Source organism: Streptomyces sp. NBC_00354, from assembly GCF_036106915.1.
In the GTDB taxonomy this organism is placed as follows: Bacteria; Actinomycetota; Actinomycetes; order Streptomycetales; family Streptomycetaceae; genus Streptomyces.
In genome coordinates this window covers 3,556,010-3,580,318 of sequence record NZ_CP107983.1, presented here as the reverse complement: position 1 = coordinate 3,580,318, position 24,309 = coordinate 3,556,010, and the positions used below count along the sequence as shown (strand labels likewise).

Annotated in this window: 18 protein-coding genes and 1 pseudogene; 14 read left to right on the top strand and 5 right to left on the bottom strand. The window is 69.5% G+C overall.

Annotated features, from left to right (window positions below; translation table 11 throughout):
• Positions 1 to 8 precede the first annotated feature (8 nt).
• Positions 9 to 1,300, top strand: a protein-coding gene (locus tag OHT74_RS15925; protein ID WP_328620557.1) for an IS3 family transposase whose coding sequence is annotated in 2 segments (ribosomal slippage) — positions 9 to 294 and positions 294 to 1,300 — 1,293 coding nt in all. Because the reading frame shifts where the segments join, the coding sequence is not laid out codon by codon here.
• Between the two features lie 281 nt (positions 1,301 to 1,581).
• On the opposite strand, the gene OHT74_RS15920 is transcribed toward OHT74_RS15925, so the two are convergent.
• From OHT74_RS15920 to OHT74_RS15910, 3 genes and pseudogenes are all read right to left on the bottom strand, one after another.
• Complete coding sequence (locus OHT74_RS15920; protein ID WP_328620556.1) at positions 1,582 to 2,307, bottom strand: hypothetical protein; 726 nt, start codon at positions 2,305 to 2,307, stop codon at positions 1,582 to 1,584.
• A gap of 93 nt (positions 2,308 to 2,400) precedes the next feature.
• Positions 2,401 to 3,121 (bottom strand): annotated as a pseudogene (locus OHT74_RS15915) (Crp/Fnr family transcriptional regulator).
• A gap of 79 nt (positions 3,122 to 3,200) precedes the next feature.
• Complete coding sequence (locus tag OHT74_RS15910; RefSeq protein WP_328620555.1) at positions 3,201 to 5,687, bottom strand: YfhO family protein; 2,487 nt, start codon at positions 5,685 to 5,687, stop codon at positions 3,201 to 3,203.
• A gap of 442 nt (positions 5,688 to 6,129) precedes the next feature.
• Here OHT74_RS15910 and rpsL point away from each other — a divergent pair, with 442 nt between their 5' ends.
• From rpsL to tuf, 4 genes are all read left to right on the top strand, one after another.
• Complete coding sequence (gene rpsL / locus OHT74_RS15905) at positions 6,130 to 6,501, top strand: 30S ribosomal protein S12 (protein WP_007265893.1); 372 nt, start codon at positions 6,130 to 6,132, stop codon at positions 6,499 to 6,501.
• Between the two features lie 2 nt (positions 6,502 to 6,503).
• Positions 6,504 to 6,974: a 30S ribosomal protein S7 gene (rpsG, locus tag OHT74_RS15900; protein WP_266626462.1), complete on the top strand. Its 471-nt coding sequence runs from the start codon at positions 6,504 to 6,506 to the stop codon at positions 6,972 to 6,974.
• 39 nt (positions 6,975 to 7,013) lie between these two features.
• Positions 7,014 to 9,146: an elongation factor G gene (gene fusA / locus OHT74_RS15895; protein WP_266664768.1), complete on the top strand. Its 2,133-nt coding sequence runs from the start codon at positions 7,014 to 7,016 to the stop codon at positions 9,144 to 9,146.
• 147 nt (positions 9,147 to 9,293) lie between these two features.
• Complete coding sequence (tuf, locus tag OHT74_RS15890) at positions 9,294 to 10,487, top strand: elongation factor Tu (protein WP_266626458.1); 1,194 nt, start codon at positions 9,294 to 9,296, stop codon at positions 10,485 to 10,487.
• A 186-nt stretch (positions 10,488 to 10,673) separates the two neighbouring features.
• Here tuf and rfbC read toward each other — a convergent pair whose 3' ends face one another.
• Positions 10,674 to 11,276, bottom strand: coding sequence for a dTDP-4-dehydrorhamnose 3,5-epimerase (gene rfbC / locus OHT74_RS15885; RefSeq protein WP_328620554.1), 603 nt, complete (start codon positions 11,274 to 11,276; stop codon positions 10,674 to 10,676).
• Positions 11,273 to 12,148, bottom strand: a complete 876-nt coding sequence (rfbA, locus tag OHT74_RS15880; RefSeq protein ID WP_030298189.1) for a glucose-1-phosphate thymidylyltransferase RfbA — start codon at positions 12,146 to 12,148, stop codon at positions 11,273 to 11,275. The genes rfbC and rfbA overlap by 4 nt, the downstream gene beginning before the upstream one ends.
• An 82-nt stretch (positions 12,149 to 12,230) precedes the next feature.
• Here rfbA and rfbB point away from each other — a divergent pair, with 82 nt between their 5' ends.
• The 9 genes from rfbB to rpsJ all read left to right on the top strand — a co-directional run bounded on the left by rfbB (position 12,231) and on the right by rpsJ (position 24,309).
• Positions 12,231 to 13,208: a dTDP-glucose 4,6-dehydratase gene (rfbB, locus tag OHT74_RS15875; protein WP_266664760.1), complete on the top strand. Its 978-nt coding sequence runs from the start codon at positions 12,231 to 12,233 to the stop codon at positions 13,206 to 13,208.
• Positions 13,205 to 14,125 (top strand): dTDP-4-dehydrorhamnose reductase, encoded by a 921-nt coding sequence (gene rfbD / locus OHT74_RS15870; protein ID WP_328620553.1) that lies wholly within the window; start codon positions 13,205 to 13,207, stop codon positions 14,123 to 14,125. Before rfbB ends, rfbD begins: the two co-directional genes overlap by 4 nt.
• A complete protein-coding gene (locus OHT74_RS15865; protein ID WP_328620552.1) occupies positions 14,122 to 16,209 on the top strand; it encodes a glycosyltransferase in 2,088 nt (695 codons plus the stop codon). The genes rfbD and OHT74_RS15865 overlap by 4 nt, the downstream gene beginning before the upstream one ends.
• Positions 16,209 to 16,652, top strand: a complete 444-nt coding sequence (locus OHT74_RS15860; protein ID WP_328620551.1) for a DUF2304 domain-containing protein — start codon at positions 16,209 to 16,211, stop codon at positions 16,650 to 16,652. Before OHT74_RS15865 ends, OHT74_RS15860 begins: the two co-directional genes overlap by 1 nt.
• 9 nt (positions 16,653 to 16,661) lie before the next feature.
• Positions 16,662 to 17,564: a glycosyltransferase family 2 protein gene (locus OHT74_RS15855; protein ID WP_266664750.1), complete on the top strand. Its 903-nt coding sequence runs from the start codon at positions 16,662 to 16,664 to the stop codon at positions 17,562 to 17,564.
• 24 nt (positions 17,565 to 17,588) lie between these two features.
• Complete coding sequence (locus OHT74_RS15850) at positions 17,589 to 19,487, top strand: hypothetical protein (protein ID WP_328620550.1); 1,899 nt, start codon at positions 17,589 to 17,591, stop codon at positions 19,485 to 19,487.
• Between the two features lie 146 nt (positions 19,488 to 19,633).
• Positions 19,634 to 22,294 carry an N-acetylmuramoyl-L-alanine amidase gene (locus OHT74_RS15845; protein ID WP_328620549.1) on the top strand — a complete coding sequence of 887 codons (2,661 nt, stop codon included), beginning with the start codon at positions 19,634 to 19,636 and terminating at the stop codon, positions 22,292 to 22,294.
• Between the two features lie 66 nt (positions 22,295 to 22,360).
• Positions 22,361 to 23,488 (top strand): hypothetical protein, encoded by a 1,128-nt coding sequence (locus OHT74_RS15840; protein ID WP_328620548.1) that lies wholly within the window; start codon positions 22,361 to 22,363, stop codon positions 23,486 to 23,488.
• A gap of 512 nt (positions 23,489 to 24,000) precedes the next feature.
• The gene (gene rpsJ, locus OHT74_RS15835) at positions 24,001 to 24,309 is read left to right on the top strand and encodes a 30S ribosomal protein S10 (protein WP_003948644.1); all 309 of its coding nucleotides are present in this window, start codon (positions 24,001 to 24,003) and stop codon (positions 24,307 to 24,309) included.

The window sequence follows — 24,309 nt, the reverse complement described above, 5'->3', positions numbered from 1 at the left end:
TGGAGTCCATGTCACGTCCTTCGAGGAATTACCCGGCCGAGTTACGCGAGCGTGCGGTGCGGCTGGTGGCCGAGGTCCGGCCGGAGCATCCGACCGAGTGGGCGGCGATCTGCTCGGTCGCAGGCAAGCTCGGCATCGGCAGCGCGGAGACGCTGCGCAAATGGGTCCGCCAGGCCGAGGTCGATGCCGGCGCCAGGGCGGGGACCAGCACCGCGGAGTCGGCCGAGATGCGCCGGCTGCGGGCCGAGGTGCGGGAACTGAAGCGGGCCAACGAAATCCTGCGGGCGGCCTCGATTTTCTTCGCGGCCGAGCTCGACCGGCCACGCAGGTCCTCGTGAACTTCATCAGCGCCCACAAGGACACCACCAGCGAGACGGGGGTGCGGTGGGGAGTCGAGCCGATCTGCCGCGTGCTGAGTGAGCACGGGGCACCGATCGCGGCGTCCACCTACTACGACGCCACAGCCCGAAAGCAGCGTCCCTCCGGCTCCGGCTCTGAGGGAGCGTCCTCGCGGGACGAGATGCTGAAACGGGAGATCATCCGCGTGTTCGACAAGAACTTCCGGGTCTACGGAGCGCGGAAGGTGTGGCTGCAGCTCAACCGGGAGGGCATACCGGTGGCCCGCTGCACCGTCGAGCGCCTGATGCGCGAGCTGGGCCTGCGAGGTGCGGTCCGGGGCAGGAAGTACCGCACCACGGTGCCCGATCCGACCGCCGCCCGCCCCACCGACCTGGTGAAACGCCGGTTCGACCGGCCCTCGCCGAACCGGCTGTGGGTCACCGACTTCACCTACGTGGCCACCCTGTCCGGCACCGCCTACGTCGCGTTCGTCATCGACGTCTACGCCCGCCGGATCATCGGCTGGTCCGCGGCCGGCCACATGCGCACCGGCCTGGTCCTGGACGCCCTGGAGATGGCCGTCGCCGCCCGCTTCCGCGCCGGCGCCACCGACCTCACCGGCCTGATCCACCACAGCGACGCCGGATCTCAATACCTTGCCATTCGCTACACCGACCATCTTCAGGAGGCCGGGATCGCACCGTCCGTCGGCACGGTCGGCGACGCGCTGGACAACGCCCTCGCCGAGAGCACGATCGGCCTGTTCAAGACCGAGGTCATCAAACCCGGCGGGCCGTGGCAGTCCCTGACCGACGTCGAGATCGCCGCCCTGACCTGGGTCGACTGGTACAACAACCGGCGTCTGCACGGCGCCTGCGACGACCTCACCCCCGCCGAGGCCGAACAAGCCCACTACCATCACCACCGCGACCCCGTCCGGGCCGCTCATCCAACAAACTGAGTCCCCGGACACGCCGGGGCGGTTCACACCGCCGAAGCCACCGAAGTTGTAGTGGTTCTCGGTCTTGCCGCCCGTGATGATGTCGCCGATGACCTTCCCGGCCACGACGCCGTGACTGGTGCCACGGAAGTGGAGCCCCATCGAGCTCGGAGCGTGGTCGTTCAGGTCCCGCCGGGCAGCCCAGGGTTCCTGTGCGGGCTGCTCGGCCTCGGCAGCCTTCTCGCCCTCGGCCGGCCCGGCCGCGGGTCCCTCCGGATCGGTATGCGGCGCCGCTTCCTCGCTCACCGGCGCTCACCGGGGGTGCCGAAGGTGATGTCGCCCTGGACGTGGTTCGCGACCAGGCCGTGGTTCGTGCCGCGGAAGTCGAGGCCGGCTGGGGTGGGCGGCTGCGGGTTGTTGGTCGGGGTCTGCTTCGGAGTGGAAGGTGCGGTGGGCAGCGGGCCGTGGAGCCAGGCGGCCATCGGGCCGTTCTTGGTGGGGACGGTGATCGGGTGGAACTCGTCCTTGGGAATGCCGAGGTGGTCGTGGGCGACGATGCCCGCGTGCACGGATTCCGAGACGCACAGCGCGTAGTCGTCCGGGCGCTCGCGCAGTGCGGCCCGCAGTGGGTCGCCGTCGAGGAGACGGCAGGCGTTGTTCAGGTCCGTGCCCACCCAGCCGTCGAACTCGTCGATGTGGACGAACCCCGTCGCCAGAACGGCACGCAGTCGGATCTGCGCGGAGCTGGCGGCGAGCCGGTTCACGGCGCGCAGTTCCGCCGGTGCGTCCTTCAGCAGTGCCCGCAGCAGGTCGGTCAGCGGAACGGCGGGATCGATCAGTTCCATGACCGCATCGCCGCGGTCTTCCCGTCGGCGCAGGCTCTGGTCGGCGCCGGCCGAGAGCAGAACGCGGTCGACGATCCCGAAGAGCATGCGCCGGAAGTAGCCCTGCTGGACGTCGTCGCGGTCGCTGTACCGCTCGGTGTCGATGAGGAGCAGGGTGCGGAACAGTGGCTGTGGCTGTGTCATGCGAGCAGCGTCGGACAGCCGGCCCCGGCGTCGTGAGGGCGGATGACACACGTGAATGTGACCGTGTGCACTGAAGGGGCGGGGCACCGTCCCTCAAGAGGGCGGTGACTGGGCCCGCGCGATCCGGTGCAGCACGTCCGGCCGAACGATCACCAGGGTCCGCCGTCCCGTGCTGATGACGCCCCTGTCCCGTAGGCCTTTCAGCTCCCGCTGGACCATCTCGCGCGAGGCGCTGACGGCACCCGCCAGCTCCTGTTTGGTGAGTGGGACGGCCACCTCCCACCCCTCCGTGGTGCGCCTGCCGTGGATCTGGGCCAGGTCCAAGAGGAGCACCGCGAGCCGCTCGCGGACGGGCATGGAGGCGAACTGGAGATTGCGCTGGTCCGCGGCCCGCGTCCGGTCGGAGGCGAGGGCCAGCAGCTGGAGCGCGACGTCGGGGAAGCGGCTGAGGAAGGAGCGGAAGTGTTCGTGCTCGATGACGACCGCGCGGACCCGTTCGAGTGCGGTCACGGTCGCGGAGCGTGGGCGGCGGGTGAGGGCGGCGGACTCACCGATGATGTCGCCCGGACCGCGCAGCGCGAGCAGGGCCTGGTAGCCGTTGGCGTGCGCGGCGGTGACCTTGGTCCAGCCGTGCAGTACGAGGAGGACATGGGTGGTGGGCTCGTCCTGATGGAGCAGGGTGCTGCGGGGCTGGTAGACCACATCGCGCCCGAGAGTCCGTAACGCGGCGCCGTCCGCCTCCTCCAGCCCGGGCGAGGAAGGGGACCCTGTCGTCGAGTCCTTCGCCGCCCAGCGGATCCGCACCCTCGGTCATCTGCCGTCGCCCCCGCCCCGGTGATCAAGGCGGTCAATGTACTCAACAACGGCTTCGGTGCGCTCCGGAACGGCGGGATTTACCCCGCGTCCGCGCGGCGGCGGCGGAGGCTCGTCACCGTGGCCGACGTGAGGGCCAGGAGGGCCAGGGTGGCGGCTGCCAGGCCTGGGGTGAGGCCCTTGGGGGTGAAGGTGCAGGAGACCTTGTCCGTGCCCGGGGGGAGGGGGAGGGAGACCAGGCCGTGGAAGGGGGTCGGGGCCGTCGTGCGGGAGCCGGCCGTGCACTGCCAGCCCGGGACGTCGGTCATCGCGAAGACCGCCGTGCCCGTGGCGCCCTTCGGGAGGGTGGCCTCGATGGTGTGGCCGCCCGTCGTGACCTTCGTGGCGCCGGTGGACGTGAGGGAGCCGATCGCCGTGTCCAGGCCGGCGCGGTTCAGGCAGCCGACGGGGTGCTCGCCCGCCGTCGCGTCCTCCGTACGGGTGTTCACCGCCACCGCGACCTTGCCGTCCGCGGGGACCGCGCCCAGCTTGACGACCCCGGTCATCCGGTCCTCAAGGGGGCGGAAGGTGCCGGCGAAGGAGAGGGTGCCGTAGAGCTCCGGGGAGAACCAGTACGCCTCCGAGCCCGGGGTGCACTGGGCGGTGTACGTCTGCTCCGTGGCGCTGCCGCCCCGGGTGACCTGCGGGACCTGGTAGACGGTGGCGCCCAGGACGTTCTCCTGGCGGGCGTAGACGCTGTCGGCCGGGTTCGGGGAGGTGTAGGCGGTGCTGCGGACCGTCACCAGCGGGGGCGCGGGGAAGCGGGTCGAGGTCCAGGTGTCCTTCGCCGGGCCGGGGTGGACCCGGGCGCCGATCGCGAAGATCGCGTCGAGCACCGGGTTGTCCGCCCCGAAGAAGGTGCGGCCGTCGTTCTTGAAGCCGTACCCGAGGGGCTCCAGGGCCTGGTACGTCGCCTCCGGCAGGTAGCTGCTGTAGTACTGCGGGCCCTCGGCCCGCAGGGCGAGGGCGTCGTTGTACGAGGTCTGCGGCGCGCCCGAATCCGTCCGGTATGCGGGCCAGCCGTCCACCTGTCGGACGGCGTCGAAGTGCGCGCCGATCGAGCGGTTCGAGGTGGCGACCGGCTTCGCCCAGCGCTCCCGGGCCCGGCGGGCGTCCGCGCCCGCGGCCGCCACCGTGGACTCCGCGAAGACCACGCCGACCATGAGGACGGCGGCCACGGGGATCAGTACCCGGTGTTTCGTGCCCAGGGAGAGAAGGACCAGGGCCAGGAGCGAGACGCCTCCGCCCACCAGCACCGCGTGCCAGGTCCAGCCGCCGAAGTCGTCGGTGCGGCACAGGACGAAGGTGGCCGCGACCAGCAGGGCGGCCGTCAGTGCCAGGTGGAGGGGGCGCGGGCGGTGGGCCAGGGCCAGCCAGGCCAGGATCACGACCATGCCGCTGAAGACGAAGGCCTCGCGGTACGGATTGCCGTTCGGCACGGCCAGCCCGTGCCATAGGTACTGCGTCGGCGGGAACTGGAACGAGGCGGCGACGAGCAGCGTCGCCGCGGTCCACACCAGGCGGGTCTTCTTCGCGATGGCGGCGTTGAACAGGAACGATCCGGCGAGGATCAGGCCCAGCGAGGCCACGTACAGCCGCGGCCGGCCGCCCCACAGGTGGGTGGCCGGGAGCATCCCGGCGAGGAAGACCTCGATCCGCACCGGCTCGAAGGCCCCGGCCTGGGTGGGCTGCGCGGAACCGCTGGACAGGAACGACGGCAGCAGCAGCGGGAGGGTGAGCAGGATGCCGGTCGCGGTGGCGCTCGAGGCCCGCCACAGGGCGCGCAGCCGCTGCCGGCCGGTCATGTCCCGGGTGATCAGGCGGATGCCGAGCAGGACGCAGGCCGCCATCGTCGCCATCATCGCGGTGTAGAAGTTGCCGAACCAGGCGAGCGCGACGAACAGCGCCACCCCCGGCCAGCGGCGCTCCTCCAGGCACCACTCGACGGCGATGCCGAGGAGGGGGAGGGCGACCAGGCCCCACAGCCACATGGGGATGTACGAGGCGTCGCTGAGCGCCCAGCCGCACAGGCCGTAGCAGGCGCCGAGTACCCCACGCTGCCACCACGGGCCGGGGTGCAGCTTGCCGAGGTAGACCGTCATGACGGCGGCGGCGGCGCCCATCGTGATCGGGGTGACCGCGAAGACGGCGAGGTCGACGTGGGCGCGCGGGACGAGGACGGCCAGCCAGGAGAACGGGTTGCCGAGGTACGTGTAGTAGTCGGACAGGAACTGCTGGCCGAAGCCGCCGCGCCAGGTGAAGAGCACGTCGCCGGCGGCCTGCCCGTGGACCAGGTCCCACAGCGCCCGGTGGAAGGGCACGTACTGGTTGGCCTGGTCGTTGAGGGCCCGGCCGGTGTCGCCGAAGGGGAAGGTGCCGCGGGCCGCCCAGGCCGCGCAGAACGCGGCCGAGGTGACGAGGAACGCCAGCAGGGGCCCGTACGGGCGGGCGGATCGCGGGGACCGGCGGCGGGGCGACGGGTGGACCGGGCTGTCGGCGGCCGTCGTCTCCGTGGTGACCGTCCGCAATGTCTCGCTCCCTGGTGGTTGGCCGTGCCGTCTGGGGTGAATCGCCGAATGCGCTGCTTCGCCGAATGCCGAGGCAGTTTAGTTCGCGGGGGAGGCCGTTCCGTCCGGCACCGCTTAGCACGCCGTTACCACATGCGCGAGTCGGAGCGGCCACACGAGGGCCTCGCCCAAGTGGCACATGACCGGCGGCGATGTCCCGGTCGTCCCGCGCGGGCTTTTGTTTTGACCGGATGGGATGCGGTAGGTACGCTCAGACCTTGTGCCTGGGGTGTGCCTGGGCTCCTGTGCGTGTCCATCAACCGCATGAGAGCCGGATCAGCCACCGCGATCCATGCGTTTCCGTGCTTGCGCGGAGCTCCGCCGGATCCGACACACCCGACCGCGTGGGTCGGCAAAGTTCCAGGTTAGCTTCACTACACGGCACACAGAAACCGGAGAAGTAGTGCCTACGATCCAGCAGCTGGTCCGTAAGGGCCGGCAGGACAAGGTCGAGAAGACGAAGACGCCCGCGCTTGAGGCTTCGCCCCAGCGTCGTGGCGTCTGCACGCGTGTGTTCACGACCACCCCGAAGAAGCCGAACTCGGCGCTCCGTAAGGTCGCGCGTGTGCGTCTGACCTCCGGCATCGAGGTCACCGCTTACATTCCGGGTGAGGGACACAACCTGCAGGAGCACTCGATCGTGCTCGTGCGTGGTGGCCGTGTGAAGGACCTGCCGGGTGTTCGTTACAAGATCATCCGCGGTGCGCTTGACACCCAGGCTGTCAAGAACCGCAAGCAGGCCCGCAGCCGCTACGGCGCCAAGAAGGAGAAGTAAGAATGCCTCGTAAGGGCCCCGCCCCGAAGCGCCCGGTCATCATCGACCCGGTCTACGCATCTCCTCTGGTGACGTCGCTCATCAACAAGATCCTCCTGAACGGCAAGCGCTCCACCGCCGAGCGCATCGTCTACGGCGCCATGGAAGGCCTCCGCGAGAAGACCGGCGCTGACCCGGTCATCACGCTGAAGCGCGCGCTCGAGAACGTCAAGCCGTCGCTCGAGGTCAAGTCCCGCCGTGTCGGTGGCGCCACCTACCAGGTGCCGATCGAGGTCAAGCCCGGTCGCGCCTCGACCCTCTCGCTGCGCTGGATCGTGGGTTACTCCCGCGCCCGTCGCGAGAAGACCATGACCGAGCGCCTCATGAACGAGCTCCTCGACGCCTCGAACGGCCTCGGTGCGGCCGTCAAGAAGCGTGAGGACACGCACAAGATGGCCGAGTCCAACAAGGCCTTCGCGCACTACCGCTGGTAGTCCCAACCCACATCGAGACCGAGAGAAGACTGAGCCGATATGGCTACCACTTCGCTTGACCTGGCCAAGGTGCGCAACATCGGCATCATGGCTCACATCGACGCGGGCAAGACGACCACCACCGAGCGCATCCTGTTCTACACCGGTGTCTCTTACAAGATCGGTGAAGTCCACGACGGCGCTGCCACGATGGACTGGATGGAGCAGGAGCAGGAGCGCGGCATCACGATCACGTCCGCCGCGACGACCTGCCACTGGCCGCTCGAGGACGTCGACCACACCATCAACATCATCGACACCCCGGGTCACGTGGACTTCACGGTCGAGGTGGAGCGTTCGCTCCGCGTCCTCGACGGTGCCGTCACCGTGTTCGACGGTGTCGCGGGTGTGGAGCCGCAGTCGGAGACGGTGTGGCGTCAGGCCGACCGTTACGGCGTGCCGCGCATCTGCTTCGTGAACAAGCTCGACCGCACCGGTGCCGAGTTCCACCGCTGCGTCGACATGATCAAGGACCGCCTCGGTGCGGTTCCGATCGTCATGCAGCTCCCCATCGGTGCCGAGGCCGACTTCCAGGGTGTCGTCGACCTCGTCACGATGAAGGCGTTCGTCTGGTCCGCCGAGGCGACCAAGGGCGAGATGTACGACATCGTCGACATCCCGGCCACGCACGCCGAGGCCGCTGAAGAGTGGCGCGGCAAGCTGGTCGAGACCGTCGCCGAGAACGACGACGAGATCATGGAGCTCTTCCTGAACGGCGACGAGCCGTCCGTGGAGCAGCTGCACGCCGCCGTCCGTCGCATCATCCTCGGCTCCGGCAAGGGCAAGGGCGAGCCCACGATCACCGCGGTGTTCTGTGGCACGGCGTTCAAGAACAAGGGCGTTCAGCCCCTGCTCGACGCTGTCATCCGCTACCTGCCGTCGCCGCTGGACATCGAGGCCATCGAGGGCCACGACGTCCGCGACGCCGAGACCGTCGTGAAGCGCAAGCCGTCCGACGAGGAGCCCCTCGCGGCGCTGGCGTTCAAGATCATGCGCGACCCGCACCTCGGGAAGCTCACCTTCGTCCGGGTTTACTCGGGCCGCCTGGAGGCCGGCACCTCGGTGCTGAACTCCGTCAAGGGCAAGAAGGAGCGCATCGGCAAGATCTACCGCATGCACGCGAACAAGCGTGAAGAGATCGCCGCGGTGGGCGCCGGTGACATCGTCGCCGTCATGGGCCTGAAGCAGACCACCACCGGTGAGACGCTGTGTGACGACAAGGCACCCGTGATCCTGGAGTCCATGGACTTCCCGGCTCCGGTCATCCAGGTCGCCATCGAGCCCAAGTCCAAGGGTGACCAGGAGAAGCTGGGTGTCGCCATCCAGAGTCTCGCGGAGGAGGACCCCTCCTTCCACGTTCACTCGGACGAGGAGACCGGCCAGACCATCCTCGGCGGTATGGGCGAGCTGCACCTCGAGGTGCTGGTCGACCGTATGAAGCGCGAGTTCAAGGTCGAGGCCAACGTCGGCAAGCCGCAGGTCGCGTACCGCGAGACGATCCGCAAGACCGTCGAGCGTCACGACTACACCCACAAGAAGCAGACCGGTGGTACCGGTCAGTTCGCCAAGGTGCAGATCGCGATCGAGCCGATCACGGACGCCGATGGTCCGGCGTACGAGTTCGTGAACAAGGTCACCGGTGGCCGCATCCCGAGGGAGTACATCCCCTCGGTCGACGCCGGTGCGCAGGAGGCCATGCAGTTCGGCATCCTGGCCGGCTACGAGATGACCGGCGTCCGCGTCATTCTTCTCGACGGTGGCTACCACGAGGTCGACTCCTCGGAGCTCGCCTTCAAGATCGCCGGTTCGCAGGCCTTCAAGGAGGCCGCGCGCAAGGCTTCCCCCGTGCTGCTCGAGCCGATGATGTCCGTTGAGGTCACCACGCCCGAGGAGTCCATGGGCGACGTCATCGGTGACATCAACTCCCGCCGTGGCCAGATCCAGGCCATGGAGGAGCGTCACGGCGCGCGTCTCGTGAAGGGCCTCGTGCCGCTTTCGGAGATGTTCGGCTACGTCGGAGACCTCCGCAGCAAGACCTCGGGTCGCGCCAGCTACTCGATGCAGTTCGACTCCTACGCCGAGGTTCCCCGGAACGTCGCCGAGGAGATCATCGCGAAGGCCAAGGGCGAGTAACTCTTCCGAGTACACGCTTTAGGCTTGTCACCGGAGCCTCTGGGGCAACAGGAGTATCCCTCCGTTGCCCCGGAGGACCGGCTTTCCAGCAAAGATCACCTGGCGCCGATGAGCAAGGCGTACAGAACCACTCTCCAGGAGGACCCCGTGGCGAAGGCGAAGTTCGAGCGGACTAAGCCGCACGTCAACATCGGCACCATCGGTCACATTGACCACGGTAAGACGACCCTCACGGCCGCCATTACCAAGGTGCTGCACGACGCGTACCCGGACCTGAACGAGGCCTCGGCCTTCGACCAGATCGACAAGGCTCCTGAGGAGCGCCAGCGCGGTATCACCATCTCGATCGCGCACGTCGAGTACCAGACCGAGGCGCGTCACTACGCCCACGTCGACTGCCCGGGTCACGCCGACTACATCAAGAACATGATCACCGGTGCCGCGCAGATGGACGGCGCGATCCTCGTGGTCGCCGCCACCGACGGCCCGATGCCGCAGACCAAGGAGCACGTGCTCCTGGCCCGCCAGGTCGGCGTCCCCTCCATCGTTGTCGCCCTGAACAAGGCCGACATGGTGGACGACGAGGAGATCCTGGAGCTCGTCGAGCTCGAGGTCCGCGAGCTGCTCTCCGAGTACGACTTCCCGGGCGACGACCTGCCGGTCGTCCGCGTCTCCGCGCTGAAGGCGCTCGAGGGCGACAAGGAGTGGGGCGAGAAGCTTCTCGGCCTCATGTCCGCCGTCGACGACTTCATCCCGACCCCCCCGCGTGACACCGAGAAGCCGTTCCTCATGCCCGTCGAGGACGTCTTCACGATCACCGGTCGCGGTACGGTCGTCACCGGCCGTATCGAGCGTGGTGTCCTGAAGGTCAACGAGACCGTCGACATCATCGGCATCAAGGAAGCCAAGACCACCACCACGGTCACCGGCATCGAGATGTTCCGCAAGCTGCTCGACGAGGGCCAGGCCGGTGAGAACGTCGGTCTGCTCCTCCGTGGCATCAAGCGCGAGGACGTCGAGCGCGGCCAGGTCATCATCAAGCCCGGTTCGGTCACGCCGCACACCGAGTTCGAGGCCCAGGCCTACATCCTGTCGAAGGACGAGGGTGGCCGTCACACCCCGTTCTTCAACAACTACCGCCCGCAGTTCTACTTCCGTACCACGGACGTCACGGGTGTCGTCACCCTGCCGGCCGGCACGGAGATGGTCATGCCGGGCGACAACACCGAGATGACGGTCGCGCTGATCCAGCCGGTCGCCATGGAGGAGGGCCTGAAGTTCGCCATCCGTGAGGGTGGTCGTACGGTCGGCGCCGGCCAGGTCATCAAGATCACGAAGTAATTCGTGCTCTGACCTGGTAGCTCGCGCGAGCGGGCACCATGTTTGACGGACGGGCCCCTTCCCCACCGCTTCGGCGGCGGGGGAGGGGCCCTTCGTCGTACGTGCGTGCAGGACGTACGGGACACGGAAGAGGGCCGCACCCCGATCGCGGGTTGCGGCCCTCTTCCGTGTGCTGCGGGGGAGCGGTCAGCCGGTCACGCGCAGCGACTCGGTGAACTCCTTGCAGGCGGCGTAGTCCGGCAGCAGGCCCGACTCGATGGCCTCGGCCAGCGTCGGCGCGGCCTCGTCGCGGGCGGACAGCAGCGGCACGTCCGCCGGCCACTCGATGCCCAGGTCCGCGTCGAGCGGGTGAACCGAGTGCTCGCCGGTCGGGTTGTACGTCTCCGAGCAGAGGTACGAAAGCGTGGCGTCGTCGCTCAGCGCGCAGAACCCGTGGCCCAGGCCCTCCGGGATGTAGACCGCGCGGCGGTCCACGTCGTCCAGCCGGACACCCTCCCAGCGGCCGAAGGTCGGGGAGCCGACCCGCAGGTCCACGATGACGTCGAGCACGGCACCCCGTACGCAGGTCACGTACTTGGCCTGGCCGCGCGGTACGTCGGCGAAGTGGATGCCGCGGACCACGCCGCGCGAGGACACCGAGAGGTTCGCCTGCGCCAGGTTCAGCGGGTGGCCGACGACCTCGGACAGCTTGTCGAAGCGGTACCACTCGGTGAACATGCCGCGCGGGTCGCCGTGCAGCTGCGGGGTGATCTCGTAGGCGCCCTCTATCGAGAGCTGACGGAACTTCACCGGGAGGACTCCTCGTCGAGCAGGCTGATCAGGTAGTCGCCGTAACCGCTCTTGAGCAGCGGCTGGGCCAGCTCGCGCAGCTGCGCGGAGTCGATCAGGCCGGCCCGCCAGGCCGCCTCCTCGATGCATCCGATCTTGAAGCCCTGGCGCTCCTCGATCACGCGGACGAACTCCGAGGCCTGGACCATGGAGACGAAGGTGCCCGTGTCCAGCCAGGCGGTGCCGCGGTCGAGGATGGTGACATTCAGCTCACCGGCCTGGAGGTACGCGTCGTTGACCGCGGTGATCTCCAGTTCGCCGCGCGCGCTGGGCTTCAGGGTGCGGGCGATCTCGACGACGCGGTTGTCGTAGAAGTACAGACCGGGCACCGCGTAGCGGGACTTGGGCTTGACCGGCTTCTCCTCGATGGAGATGGCCTGGCCGTTCTCGTCGAACTCGACCACGCCGTACGCCGTCGGGTCCGCCACCGGGTACGCGAACACCCGGCCGCCCTTCGAGTCGGTGTGCTCCGCCAGGCGGGTGCCGAGACCGCTGCCGTGGAAGATGTTGTCGCCGAGGATCAGGGCGACGGACTCGTCGCCGATGAAGTCGGCGCCGAGCACGAAGGCCTGGGCGATGCCCTCGGGGCGCTCCTGGACCGCGTACTCCAGCCGGATGCCGAACTGGGAGCCGTCGCCGAGCAGTCGCTCGAACTGGGCACGGTCCTCCGGCGTGGTGATGACGAGAATCTCGCTGATTCCGGCCATGACCAGGGTGGAGAGCGGGTAGTAGATCATCGGCTTGTCGAAGACGGGGAGCAGCTGCTTCGAGACTGCCCGGGTCAGCGGCCAGAGTCGGGATCCGGTGCCACCGGCCAAGAGAATTCCACGCATGGGCACAACCCTATGCGAGAGCGCGGGGGCGGCGTGGTCCGGGCCCGAACGGTGGTGTACGAGCGGCTAGACTCTTCGTATTATGCGCATCCTCGTGACCGGCGGCGCCGGCTTCATCGGTTCAGAATTCGTTCGCCAGCAGCTCGGTGCAGACGCATCGGCTCGGATCACGGTCTTCGACAAACTGACCTACTCCGGTGTCGAAGCCAATCTCGCCCCGGTCGCGGACCACCCCGGGTACACCTTCGTCAAGGGCGACATCTGCGACGCCGAGGCCGTCGATCAGGTCATGCCCGGGCACGACGTCGTGGTGCACTTCGCGGCGGAGTCCCACGTGGACCGCTCGATCGCCGGCGCCGGCCCGTTCGTGATGACCAACGTCGTGGGCACGCAGGTCCTGCTGGACGCCGCCCGCAAGCACGGCGTCGGCCGCTTCGTCCACATCTCCACCGACGAGGTGTACGGCTCGATCACCGAGGGCTCCTGGACCGAGGAGTGGCCGCTGGTCCCGAACTCCCCGTACTCCGCCTCCAAGGCCTCGTCCGACCTGCTGGCCCTGGCCTACGCCCGTACGCACGGCATGGACGTCGTCGTCACGCGCTGCTCCAACAACTACGGGCACTACCAGTTCCCGGAGAAGGTCATCCCGCTGTTCGTCTCGAACCTGATGGACGGCAAGAAGGTCCCGCTGTACGGCAACGGCGGCAACGTCCGCGACTGGCTGCACGTCTCCGACCACTGCCGCGGCATCGACCTGGCCATGCGCAAGGGCCGGGCCGGCGAGGTCTACAACATCGGCGGCGGCACCGAGCTCACCAACAAGGAGCTCACCGGCGTGCTGCTCGAGGCGGCCGGCCTCGGCTGGGACATGGTCGAGCAGGTCGAGGACCGCAAGGGCCACGACCTCCGCTACTCCATCGACATCAGCAAGATCGGCGCGGAGCTCGGCTACGCCCCGCAGGTCACCTTCGAGGACGGCATCAAGGCCACCATCGAGTGGTACCGCGAGAACCGTGCCTGGTGGGAGCCGCTGAAGGCGAAGGCGGCCCTCCAGAAGTGAAGACCAACCCGCGAGCCGGCCGCTGGCTCGTCACCGGCGCCGCCGGGATGCTCGGCCAGGACGTCCTGACCGTCCTGAAGGCCTCCGGGATCGAGGCTGTGGGCCTGCGCCGCGCAGACCTCGACATCACCGACCCGGCCGCCGTCCGGGCCGCGGTCGAGGGCATCACCGTGGTCGTCAACTGCGCCGCCTGGACCGACGTGGACGGCGCCGAGACCGCCGAGGAAGCCGCCACCGCCGTCAACGGCACCGGCGTACGCGTCCTCGCCGAGGCCTGCGCCGCCGCCCATGTGCGCCTGCTGCACGTCTCCACCGACTACGTGCTGCCCGGCGACGCCTCGGAGCCGTACCGCGAGGACGCGGCCACCGGGCCCGTGAACGCGTACGGCCGCTCCAAGCTGGCCGGCGAGCAGGCCGTGGCCGAACTGCTGCCGCAGGACGGCTACACAGTGCGCACCGCCTGGCTGTACGGCGAGCACGGGCCGAACTTCGTCGCCACCATGCTGAAGCTGGCCGCCCAGCGGGACACCCTCGACGTGGTCGACGACCAGCACGGCCAGCCCACCTGGTCCTACGCGCTGGCCCGCCACCTGGTCGAGCTCGGCCTGGCCGCGCTGAAGGGCCACGCCATGGGCGGGGTCTACCACGGCACCGCGAGCGGCCGGACCACCTGGATGGGGCTCGCCCGCGAGACCTACCGGCTGAGCGGCCTCGACCCGGAGCGGATCCGGCCGACCACCTCCGCCGCGTTCGTCCGCCCGGCCGCTCGCCCGGCGTTCAGCGTTCTCGCGCACGACCGCTGGGCCGACGCGGGCCTGGCCCCGCTCGCCGACTGGTACGAGCAGCTCGCCGAGGCGCTCGCCGCCCCCGCGTTCACCGTCCTGGCCGACGCGGCCAGGAACGGCAGTACGGGATGAAGTCCCTGCTGAGCAGGCTCACCGCGGCGCTGCCGCCGGGCACCGTCGCGGTGGCCGGCGGCACCGTCGTGCTCGGTGCGGCCTCGTACGTCCACCTGGGCGTGGCCGGCTACAGCCTGTCCACGGAGGCCGTGGCGAACGTCTCGGTGCTGTGGACGATCGTCATGGCGCTCGGGCTCGGCATCTTCTTCCCGATCGAGCAGGAGCTCACCCGGCTCGTCGCCGCCCGCGTGGTGCTCGGCCAGGGCGCGGCCCCCGTGCTGCGCCGGGCCACACTGCTGACCTCGGGGATCCTCGGCACGACCCTGCTCCTCCTCGCCGTGGGTGCGGGCCCGATCGCGGACCTGCTGTTCCACGGCGACCGCGGCCTGGTCGCGGCCCTCGGCGGCGCTTTCACCGGCATGGCCGTCTGCTACCTGACCCGCGGTGTCCTGGCCGGCCTCGGCCGGTTCGGCGCGTACGGCACCCAGTTGGCCGTCGACGGCGGGCTGCGCATCGCCCTCGCCTTCGGCTGCGCGGTGTCCGGGCTGCACTCCGCGCTCGCCTTCAGCCTGGTCCTGGCCGTGGCGCCCGTCGCCGCGACGCTGATCACCCTGCCTGCGCTGCTGCGCGCGGTGGAGCCCGGCGAGGAGATCGCCTGGCGGGAACTGACCGGCGGGCTCGGCCTGCTGATCTGCTCGACCCTGCTCTCCCAGGTCGTCGTCAACGCAGCGGTGATGAGCACCAAGCTGCTCGCCCCCACCGACAGCGTGCTGATCGCGGCGCTGCTGAACGCGCTGGTCCTGGCCCGGGTGCCGCTGTTCGTCTTCGGCTCGCTGCAGGCCTCGCTGCTGGGCGGGCTCACCGCCGCCTACACGGCCGGCGACAGGGCGGCGTTCTCCGCGATGCTGCGCCGGATCGGCGTGGTCGTCGGGCTGTTGGGGCTGCTCGGCGGAGTGCCCGCGACCGCCATGGGCCCCTGGCTGATCGAGGTCCTCTTCCACGCCAAGCCGGCGCTGGGATGCCTCGACTTCTTCCTTTTGTCCGCCGGCACCGTGGCGTACATGTTCGCGATGGTGCTCGGACAGGCGCTGATGGTATTCAAGCGGCACAACCTGCAACTGCTCTGCTGGGCCATCGGCACCGTCGTCCTGATCGGCATCACTTTTGCTCCGGGCGACGTTGCCGTGCGTGTCACCCTGGCCTACGCTCTCGGGTCCCTTGCCACCGTGCTCGGTATGCTGGCCGTGCTGAGGCTGAGGTTCCCCGGAGCTGCTCCGGGCGTGACCGAAGGACCCGGGCACAAGGTCGCCCCGAGCCCACTGGGCGCCGGAGCGGTCGGGGGAGTGACCATGCCGGCTTCCGACGTCCCACCGATCACCGAGCACGCGCACGTGCCACATTCCGCTGGAGCTACCGTGTCCCAATACGACGATGTCTGGCTGGTCATTCCGGCCTATAACGAGGGCCAGGTGATCGCCGATGTGGTCGAGGGAGCGCGTGCGACCTTCCCGAACATAGTCGTCGTCGACGACGGCAGCTCCGACAACTCGGCCGAGCACATCGCGACGACCGGCGCCCACCTGGTGCGGCACCCGGTCAACCTCGGCCAGGGCGCTGCCCTGCAGACGGGCCTCAAGTACGCCCTCAGCCAGCCCGGTGCCCGCTACTTCGCGACCTTCGACGCGGACGGCCAGCACCAGACGCACGACGTCGAGAAGATGGTCCAGGTGCTGCGCGACGACGAGGCCGACGTGGTCCTCGGCTCGCGCTTCATCGAGCAGAACGGCCAGGTGCCGTGGATCAAGCGCGTCGTGCTGCGTACGGCCGCGTCGGTCAGTCCGACCGCCCGCAAGCTGAAGCTCACCGACTCGCACAACGGCCTGCGCGTGCTCAGCCGCAAGGCCGCCGAGCAGCTGAACATCACCATGAACGGCATGGCGCACGCGTCGGAGATCGTCGGTTACCTGGCCGGGTCCGGCCTGCGCGTCACCGAGGTCCCGGTGGACATCCTCTACACCGAGTACTCGCGCGCCAAGGGTCAGTCCCTGATCAACGGCGTCAACATCATCTTTGACATCACGATGCGGGAGCGAAGCCGCTGATGAAGTACTTCTGGATCCAGCTGCTGCTCATCGCAGGCTCGGTGTCGATGGCACTGATGTTCATACGCACGTGGGGGCAGGCGAAGAACCGCGCCTGGAAGCGCATCGCGTTCTCGCTGTTCGTCATCGTCAACGTGTACGCCGTGCTCCGCCCCACGGACGTCACGTGGGTGGCCCACCAGCTCGGCGTCGGCCGTGGCACCGACCTCGTGCTGTACGTGATGGTGCTGGCGATGGGCTTCCTGACCCTCAACACCTTCCTGCGCTTCCGCTCGTTGGAGAAGAAGCTCACCGACCTGGCCCGGACGGTGGCCCTGAGCGAGGGCGCACGGCACAACGACGCGCGCCTCGGCTCGACCACGACCGCCGCCGCTGCCGTCGCGACCGAGGCCGGCGCTGCCGCCGAGCCGGAGCCCGCCGACTCCGACACCGTGAAGGCCTGACGTCCCGTGGTGACCTTCGACTTCATGCTCCCCTACTACGGGGACGTGCAGCTGATGCAGGACGCCGTCCGCAGCGTCCTGGCCCAGACGGACCCGGACTTCCGCCTCGTCGTCATCGACGACGGCAAGGAGCCGGACGTCCCGGGCTGGTTCGAGGCACTCGGCGACGAGCGGGTGCACTACTCCCGCAACGAGCAGAACCTCGGCATCACCAAGAACTTCCAGAAGTGCGTACGGCTCTCCGAGGCCGATTACGTCGTCATCATGGGCTGCGACGACCTGCTGCACCCGCACTACCTGGAGACCGTCCGCGGCCTCATCGCGGCCAACCCGGGCATCGGCATGGTCCAGCCCGGCGTCGAGGTGATCGACGGCGACGGGCAGCTGACGTCCGGGCTCGCCGACCAGACCAAGCGGCGGCTGTACGCCCCGCAGGTCAAGGGCCGGCGCCTGATGGGCGGCGAAGAGCTCGCCACCAGCGTGCTGCGCGGGAACTGGCTGTACTTCCCGTCGATCTGCTGGCGCGGCGAAGCCCTGCGCGGCATCAACTTCCGCGACGAGTACTCGGTGATCCAGGACCTGGCCCTGGTGGTCGACCTCCTCGAGCTCGGCGAGCAGATGCTGATCGACGAGACCACCACGGTCTTCCAGTACCGCCGCCACGCGGTCAGCGAGTCATCGGTGCAGGCGTTCTCCGGCACCCGCTTCACCGAGGCCGAGCGGTACTTCTCCGCCGTGGCCGGCCGGATGGACGCCCGGGGCTGGCCCAAGGCCGCACGCGCGGCCCGCTTCCACAGCGGCTCCCGGTTCCACGCCATCACCATGCTCCCCGGCGCCCTGCTCCGCGGACACCGCGAGGGCGTCCGTACGCTGGCGAAGCACGCCTTCACCGCCGGTCAGCGCGCCGACTGACACCCGCGACGGAATTGGACTGAGATGACACACCTGGCCCCCGAGGTCGTCGGAACATCCGGCCCGGCGCACAGCCGGACCGGGACCGCGGACCCCGGGCCGGTCCCGTCCAGCTCGGCGGCCCGCCGTCCGTGGACGTCACGGCGCCGGGTGCTCGCCCTCGCCGAGGCCGTCGTCAGCCTCACGGCGGCCCTCGGCTACATGCTGCTGAGCCGCCACATCAGCGTGAACCCGATCGTCCGCCTCGGCCAGGTCAGCGGGCTCGCCACGCTCCAGCAGTACGCCGCGGTCATCGGCCTGCCGCTGCTCGCACTGCTCCTGTACACCGCCCACCGGGGCGCGGCCCGGCGCCACCAGCTGGTCAAGCGCCTGGTCTGCGCCGCCCTCGCGGGCCTGGCCACCGGGGTGATCGCCGGCGGTGTCGTCGTCGCCCTGCGCGGCACGCCGCACCCGCTCGGAGGCCAGGAGGCCGACCCGGGCGTCCTCATCGACATGGCCAACTCGTTCCTGCACCACGAGGGGATGTCGGGCATCTACCCACCCGCCTTCCCGGCCCTCATGGCCCTCTGGGCGAAGATCCGCTACAACGGCCGCGGCGAGACCGGCTTCGCCCTGCACGACCTGCAGATCTTCTTCACCGCCGTGGCCGGCCCGATGGCCTACCTGGCCTGGCGGATACTGCTGAGGCCCTTCTGGGCGCTGCTGATCGCGGTTCCGGCCGCGGTGCTCTTCCTCGACCCGATCCGCCCGTACAGCCACATCGTCATGATCGTGCTGCTGCCGCTGCTCGGCTACTGGCTGCGCGAGATGCGCCTGGCCGGGCGGCGCGACACGCGGCACCTGCTGCTGCGCGGCCTCGTCCTCGGCCTGATCTTCGGCGCGCTGTTCCTCTGGTACTCCGGCTGGTACATCTGGGCCGCGCCGGGCGCGCTCGGCGCCGCGCTGTTCTTCTTCCCGTGGCGCCAGGGCGCGGCGACGGCCAAGAAGGCGGGCCTGTACATAGGGGTCACGCTGCTGTCGGCGGCCGTCGTCGGCGCCCCGCTGCTCTACCAGATGGTCCGGCTGGGCTCGGAGAACCCCGACCGCTACGCCTTCCTCGCCGTGTACGCGGACCCCGGGTACGTCCTCGGCTGGGTCTCGGACCGGTCCTCGCCCTTGACGTACCAGACCTGGCCCGTGGCCGGCGAGATGGCCGGCCAGAGCGGGTTCGCGCTGCTGCTGCTGTTCGGGGTGGGCCTCGGCCTCGGTCTCGGCCTGCGCAACATCATGGTCCGCACCGCGGCGGCGGTCCTGGCCGGCGCCTGGCTCGCCCGCTTCTGGTTCGCCGGGCACATGGCCCACGACAAGGCCATCCAGCTCTACCCGCGCACCACGTGGATCATCATGTACTGCCTGATGATCCTGGCCGTGCTCGGCATGATGGCCGTGGTCAACCGGGGCTCCGGGTGGATCGAGCGCACGCTGCGCCCGAGCGGCGGCGGGGCCGGTTCCGGGGCCGGGCTCGCCCGGGTCGTTCCGCCGCGGGTGATCCGCCAGCTCGCCGCCGGCATGGTGTGCGTGGTCGCCCTGTTCGCGGCCATGGGCGCGTCCTGGTCGGCCAACCGCTACATGCCCTCGTCCGACGTCGACTCGATGGGCATCGACGCGTACCGCGCACACGTCATCAAGACGCGGGACGGCAGCTGCCCGCGCTTCTCGCCCCGCGAGAACTGCTGGGACATCGAGAAGGACGACTGGAAGCCCGGCCCCATCCAGGACTACATCTGGTGCGCCGGCATCGTGGCCGACGACTGGCCCAGCGTCTGCGGGATGAAGGCGCCCAAGCGCGTGCGGTCGAGGGCGGACATCGAACGGGACGCCGAGGTCGAAAAGCAGGCCCGGAAGGACGCCGCCGGGACCGAGAAGGACGCACAGAAGAGGTAAAGCCACGCGGTCCGGTTGCCCGGGGCGCCCTCCGGGCGACCCCACCCGTGCCACCTGTCACAGCCGACCAGTAGCATCCGCCCCGTCACTGGTGTCGTACGGCGCAATCGCCACAGGGGTGGGGAACAGACTTGAGATTGACACGCGTGCGCGGTACCGCGCTGGCGGCCGCGATCGGTGCCGCCGCGGTACTGGGCGTTCAGGGATGGGCCGGGGGAGCCGAACTGGGCTCGGACGGCAACGGACCGGCGAAGGCCTACAGCGCCGGCGTCAAGGAAACCGGACCGGTCGAGGGCGAGGTGCACAAGCTCGCGCTCAAGCCCAAGGGCAGCGGCGAAGCCGTGCTCTCACAGCAGGGCACCGAGCCCTTCGGCCTGCTGGGCGTCTCCTGGACGGACCCCAAGGCCGAGGTGAAGGGGACCATCGAGGCCCGCGCCCGCGACGCGAAGACCGGCAAGTGGTCGCACTGGATCGCCCTCGACCCGGTGAAGGCCGGGATGGACGGCGTACGCCCCGGCGCGCACGGCTCGACGGAGCCCGTCTGGGTCGGCGCGTCGGACGGTGCCGAGGTACGGATCAGCGGCGGCGGTGCGCTGCCCGCGGGCCTGGAGCTGAACCTGGTGGACCCGGGCGGCGCCAACAGTCCGGCGAAGAAGAGCGGCGCGAAGAAGAACGGCGCCCAGCAGAGCGGCTCCCTGAACGCCGGCCCGGCCGCGTTCGCCGCGCCGGCGGCAGGCCCGGCCCCGGCGGACCCGCCCACCACTCCGCCGTCGGTCCCCGGGCCCGTCTCCACGGCCCCGCAGCCGAACGTGGTCTCGCGCCTCGCCTGGGGCGCCGACGAGACGATGAACACCGAGGGCCCGATCTACCTGCCCGGCGGGAAGGTCAAGGCGGTCTTCGTCCACCACACCGCCGACACCCAGCCGTACGACTGCTCGCAGTCCGCGGCGATCGTCCGCGGCATCCACGTCTACCACGTGAAGACCAACGGGTGGCGGGACCTCGGCTACAACTTCCTCGTCGACAAGTGCGGCACGATCTTCGAGGGCCGGCAGGGCGGTACCGACCAGCCCGTCCTCGGTGCGCACACGTACGGCTGGAACAACGAGTCGGCGGGCATCGCCGTCCTCGGCGACTACAACGCCGCGGGCGCATCGGCCGCCGCCCAGGACGCCATCTCCAGGATCGCGGCCTACAAGCTCGGCCAGTACGACGGCGACATGAACGGCACGGCGACGCTGACCGCGGGCGCCACGCAGACCAACTTCTTCGGGACCGCGTTCGAGGCCGGCAAGCCGTACACGTTCAAGTCGCTCTCGGGCCACCGGGACGGCTTCAACACCGAGTGCCCGGGCAACCAGCTCTACGGGCAGCTCGGCGCGCTCCGCACCTCCGGCCCCGCGGCGCAGCTGAAGGTGGCCACCGTCAACGGTGTGCCGGTCCAGCCGGGCGTCGACGCGAAGTCCGACGGTGTCCTGTCCGTCGGCTGGTCGTCGAGCACGGCGAGCGACCGCATCGGTTCGTTCGAGGTGCTGGTCGACGGGGCCTCGGTGGCGACTGCCTCCGGTACGGCCCGGACGGCGATCACGACACTGACGGACGGCACCCACCAGGTCCAGGTCAAGGCGACCGCGACCAACGGCAAGACCTCCACCACCCTCCCCGTCACGGTCGTGGCCGAGGTGAAGCCCGCCACGTTCACGCCGGTCACGCCGAAGCGTCTGATGGACACGCGGTCGGGTCTGGGTGTGCCGCAGGCGAAGGTCGGCGCGGGTGGCGTGGTGACGCTGCCGGTGGCCGGCACCAACGGCATCCCGGCGACCGGTGTGACCGCCGTGGTCCTGAACGTGACGGCGACCAACCCGACGCAGCCGAGCTTCGTGTCGGTGTACCCCAGCGGTACGACGCGTACCAGTGCCTCGAACCTGAACTTCACTCCGGGCCAGACGATCCCGAACCTGGTGGTCGTCCCGGTCGTGGACGGGAAGATCAGCTTCTTCAACAACCAGGGCACCGTGGACCTGATCGCGGACATCACCGGCTACTTCACGTCGGCCGGTGGCGGCGCCACGCACACCAACATCGGTCCGAAGCGTCTGATGGACACGCGGTCGGGTCTGGGTGTGCCGCAGGCGAAGGTCGGTGCGGGTGGTGTGGTGACGCTGCCGGTGGCCGGTACCGACGGCATCCCGGCGACGGGTGTGACCGCGGTCGTGCTGAACGTGACGGCGACCAACCCGACGCAGCCGAGCTTCGTGTCGGTGTACCCCAGCGGTACGACGCGTACCAGTGCCTCGAACCTGAACTTCACCCCCGGCCTGACCATCCCGAACCTGGTCGTGGTCCCCGTCGTGGACGGGAAGATCAGCTTCTTCAACAACCAGGGCACCGTGGACCTGATCGCGGACATCACCGGCTACTTCACGTCGGCCGGTGACGGCGCCACGCACACCAACATCGGTCCGAAGCGTCTGATGGACACGCGGTCGGGTCTGGGTGTGCCGCAGGCGAAGGTCGGCGCGGGTGGCGTGGTGACGCTGCCGGTGGCCGGCACCAACGGCATCCCGGCGACCGGTGTGACCGCCGTGGTCCTGAACGTGACGGCGACCAACCCGACGCAGCCGAGCTTCGTGTCGGTGTACCCCAGCGGTACGACGCGTACCAGTGCCTCGAACCTGAACTTCACTCCGGGCCAGACGATCCCGAACCTGGTGGTCGTCCCGGTCGTGGACGGGAAGGTCAGCTTCTTCAACAACCAGGGCACCGTGGACCTGATCGCGGACATCACGGGTTACTTCAGCAAGTAGCAGAGACGTTTCGGCGGGGCCCCCAGGACCTGGTCCTGGGGGCCCCGGACATTCCAGGGGTGGGACATGGGAACGAACAACGACGACCACACACCAGCGGTCTCCGACGAGGAGTGGGCCCGGTTCATGGAGCAGGCCCAGGCGGGTACGGGCCAGGCCCCCCGGGAGCCGTCCGCCCGGGCGCGCATGGTCACCGCGCGGCTGCAGGGCGAGCCCGCCGAGCCGCCCGGCTGGCGCACCGGTCCGGCCTGGCAGGAAAGGGAACGGCAGGGGAGGGGCAAGCGCAGACTCAAGGCCGCCGGGGCGATCGTCTTCATCGCCGCCCTCGCACTGATCGCCATCCGCCCGGAGATGGTCATCGACCGGGTCACCGGCAAGGCCGCACAGAACGGCAAGGCCGCGGAGCCGCTGCCCGCCGAGACCGCCCGGCCCAGCGCCCCGCCCTCCGCCCTGTACCCGGACCGGCCCACCCTCAAGGAGCCCTTCAAGGGGTCCCCGGCCCTGCAGTGGGCCGACGGGGCGGCCGGGATCGAGGTCCCGGTGGCGGAGGCCGTCGGCGGGATGAGCAAGGAGCAGGTGGCCGACGCGCTGGAGAAGGCCAAGCAGTTCCTGGTCGCGGCCAACCTGGACCCGGCGACCCTGCGCGGGGAGCGGCCCGCGGCGGCGCTGGCGCTCCTCGACCCGAAGCTCGAGGAGCAGCTGGGCCGCCTGGAGGGGTCGCTGACGGCTCCGACGAAGGAGAACGACCCGCTGCACCTGTTCAGCCGGGTCAAGCCGGCCGAGCTGAAGCCCGCGGGCGACGTGGTCAAGGTCCGCGGCCGGATGTGGGTGGAGCCCGGCAAGGAGGCCGGTCAGGCCAACGTGCTGGCCGACTACACCTTCGTCTACCCGTTCGTGAAGGCGAAGCCGGGCGCCGAGCAGGTGGAGCGCACCGTCGTGCGGCGCGAGATCACCTTCTCGATCGCGGACCCGCGCAAGTGGCAGGCCACCGCGGGCAAGATCTGGCTCGAGAAGTTCAACGTCGACCTCGCCAACAGCGCCTGCGACGTCTACGACGGATTCCTGCACCCCGCCTTCGACGAGGACACGCCGACCGGGCCCGCGCCCTCCGGGACGCCCGTGGACCCGTACGACCGCAGCAAGAGCATGGAGACCGGCGGCCAGGAGGGCTGCGGCACCGTCTCGCGTACCTGAGCGAGGGCCGCGGAGAGGTTTCCGAGGCCCGTGGACGGGCCCGGGCGGACCCCAAGGGGCGCCCGGGCAATCCCGCTGCGCGGCGCAGTTTGACCGATCACCGTGGAGGGGTATTCTCTTCGGCCCGATTGGCGCAGTACGTGTCTTGTATGGCAGACTACTCAAGTTGCTCGGCTGAGTGCCGATGCTGCGCGCCTCCCGCCGGGAGGACCGGAAGCGAGTCCCACAGTACTCGTCGCCTTTATCTGCCTCTCGGGGCAGCAATGGGGCGGACGTACGGGAATCTTCTGGGAAGCGTCAGCACGGTGTCGGCCAGGCACTCGGTGGGTGTTTCTCCCCCGAACCGCGGTCTTGGGACCGCACCCCCTTGGACGAGGGAATTTCCGTATGGGAATTTTCTGTGGAGGGAGTGCGACACGCCCGACCGCGTGGGTCGGAGAGAAGCGGTGGAGAGATCCACAGCCGACCGAGAGCCAGAGCGTTTCCACAACAGACAGGACTACGGAGTAGCCATGGCGGGACAGAAGATCCGCATCCGGCTCAAGGCCTACGACCACGAGGTCATCGACTCCTCGGCGAAGAAGATCGTCGAGACGGTGACCCGCACTGGTGCGTCGGTCGCAGGCCCGGTGCCGCTGCCCACTGAGAAGAACGTGTACTGCGTCATCAAGTCGCCGCACAAGTACAAGGACTCGCGCGAGCACTTCGAGATGCGCACGCACAAGCGCCTGATCGACATCCTCGACCCGACGCCCAAGACCGTTGACTCGCTGATGCGCCTGGACCTTCCGGCCGGCGTTGACATCGAGATCAAGCTCTGA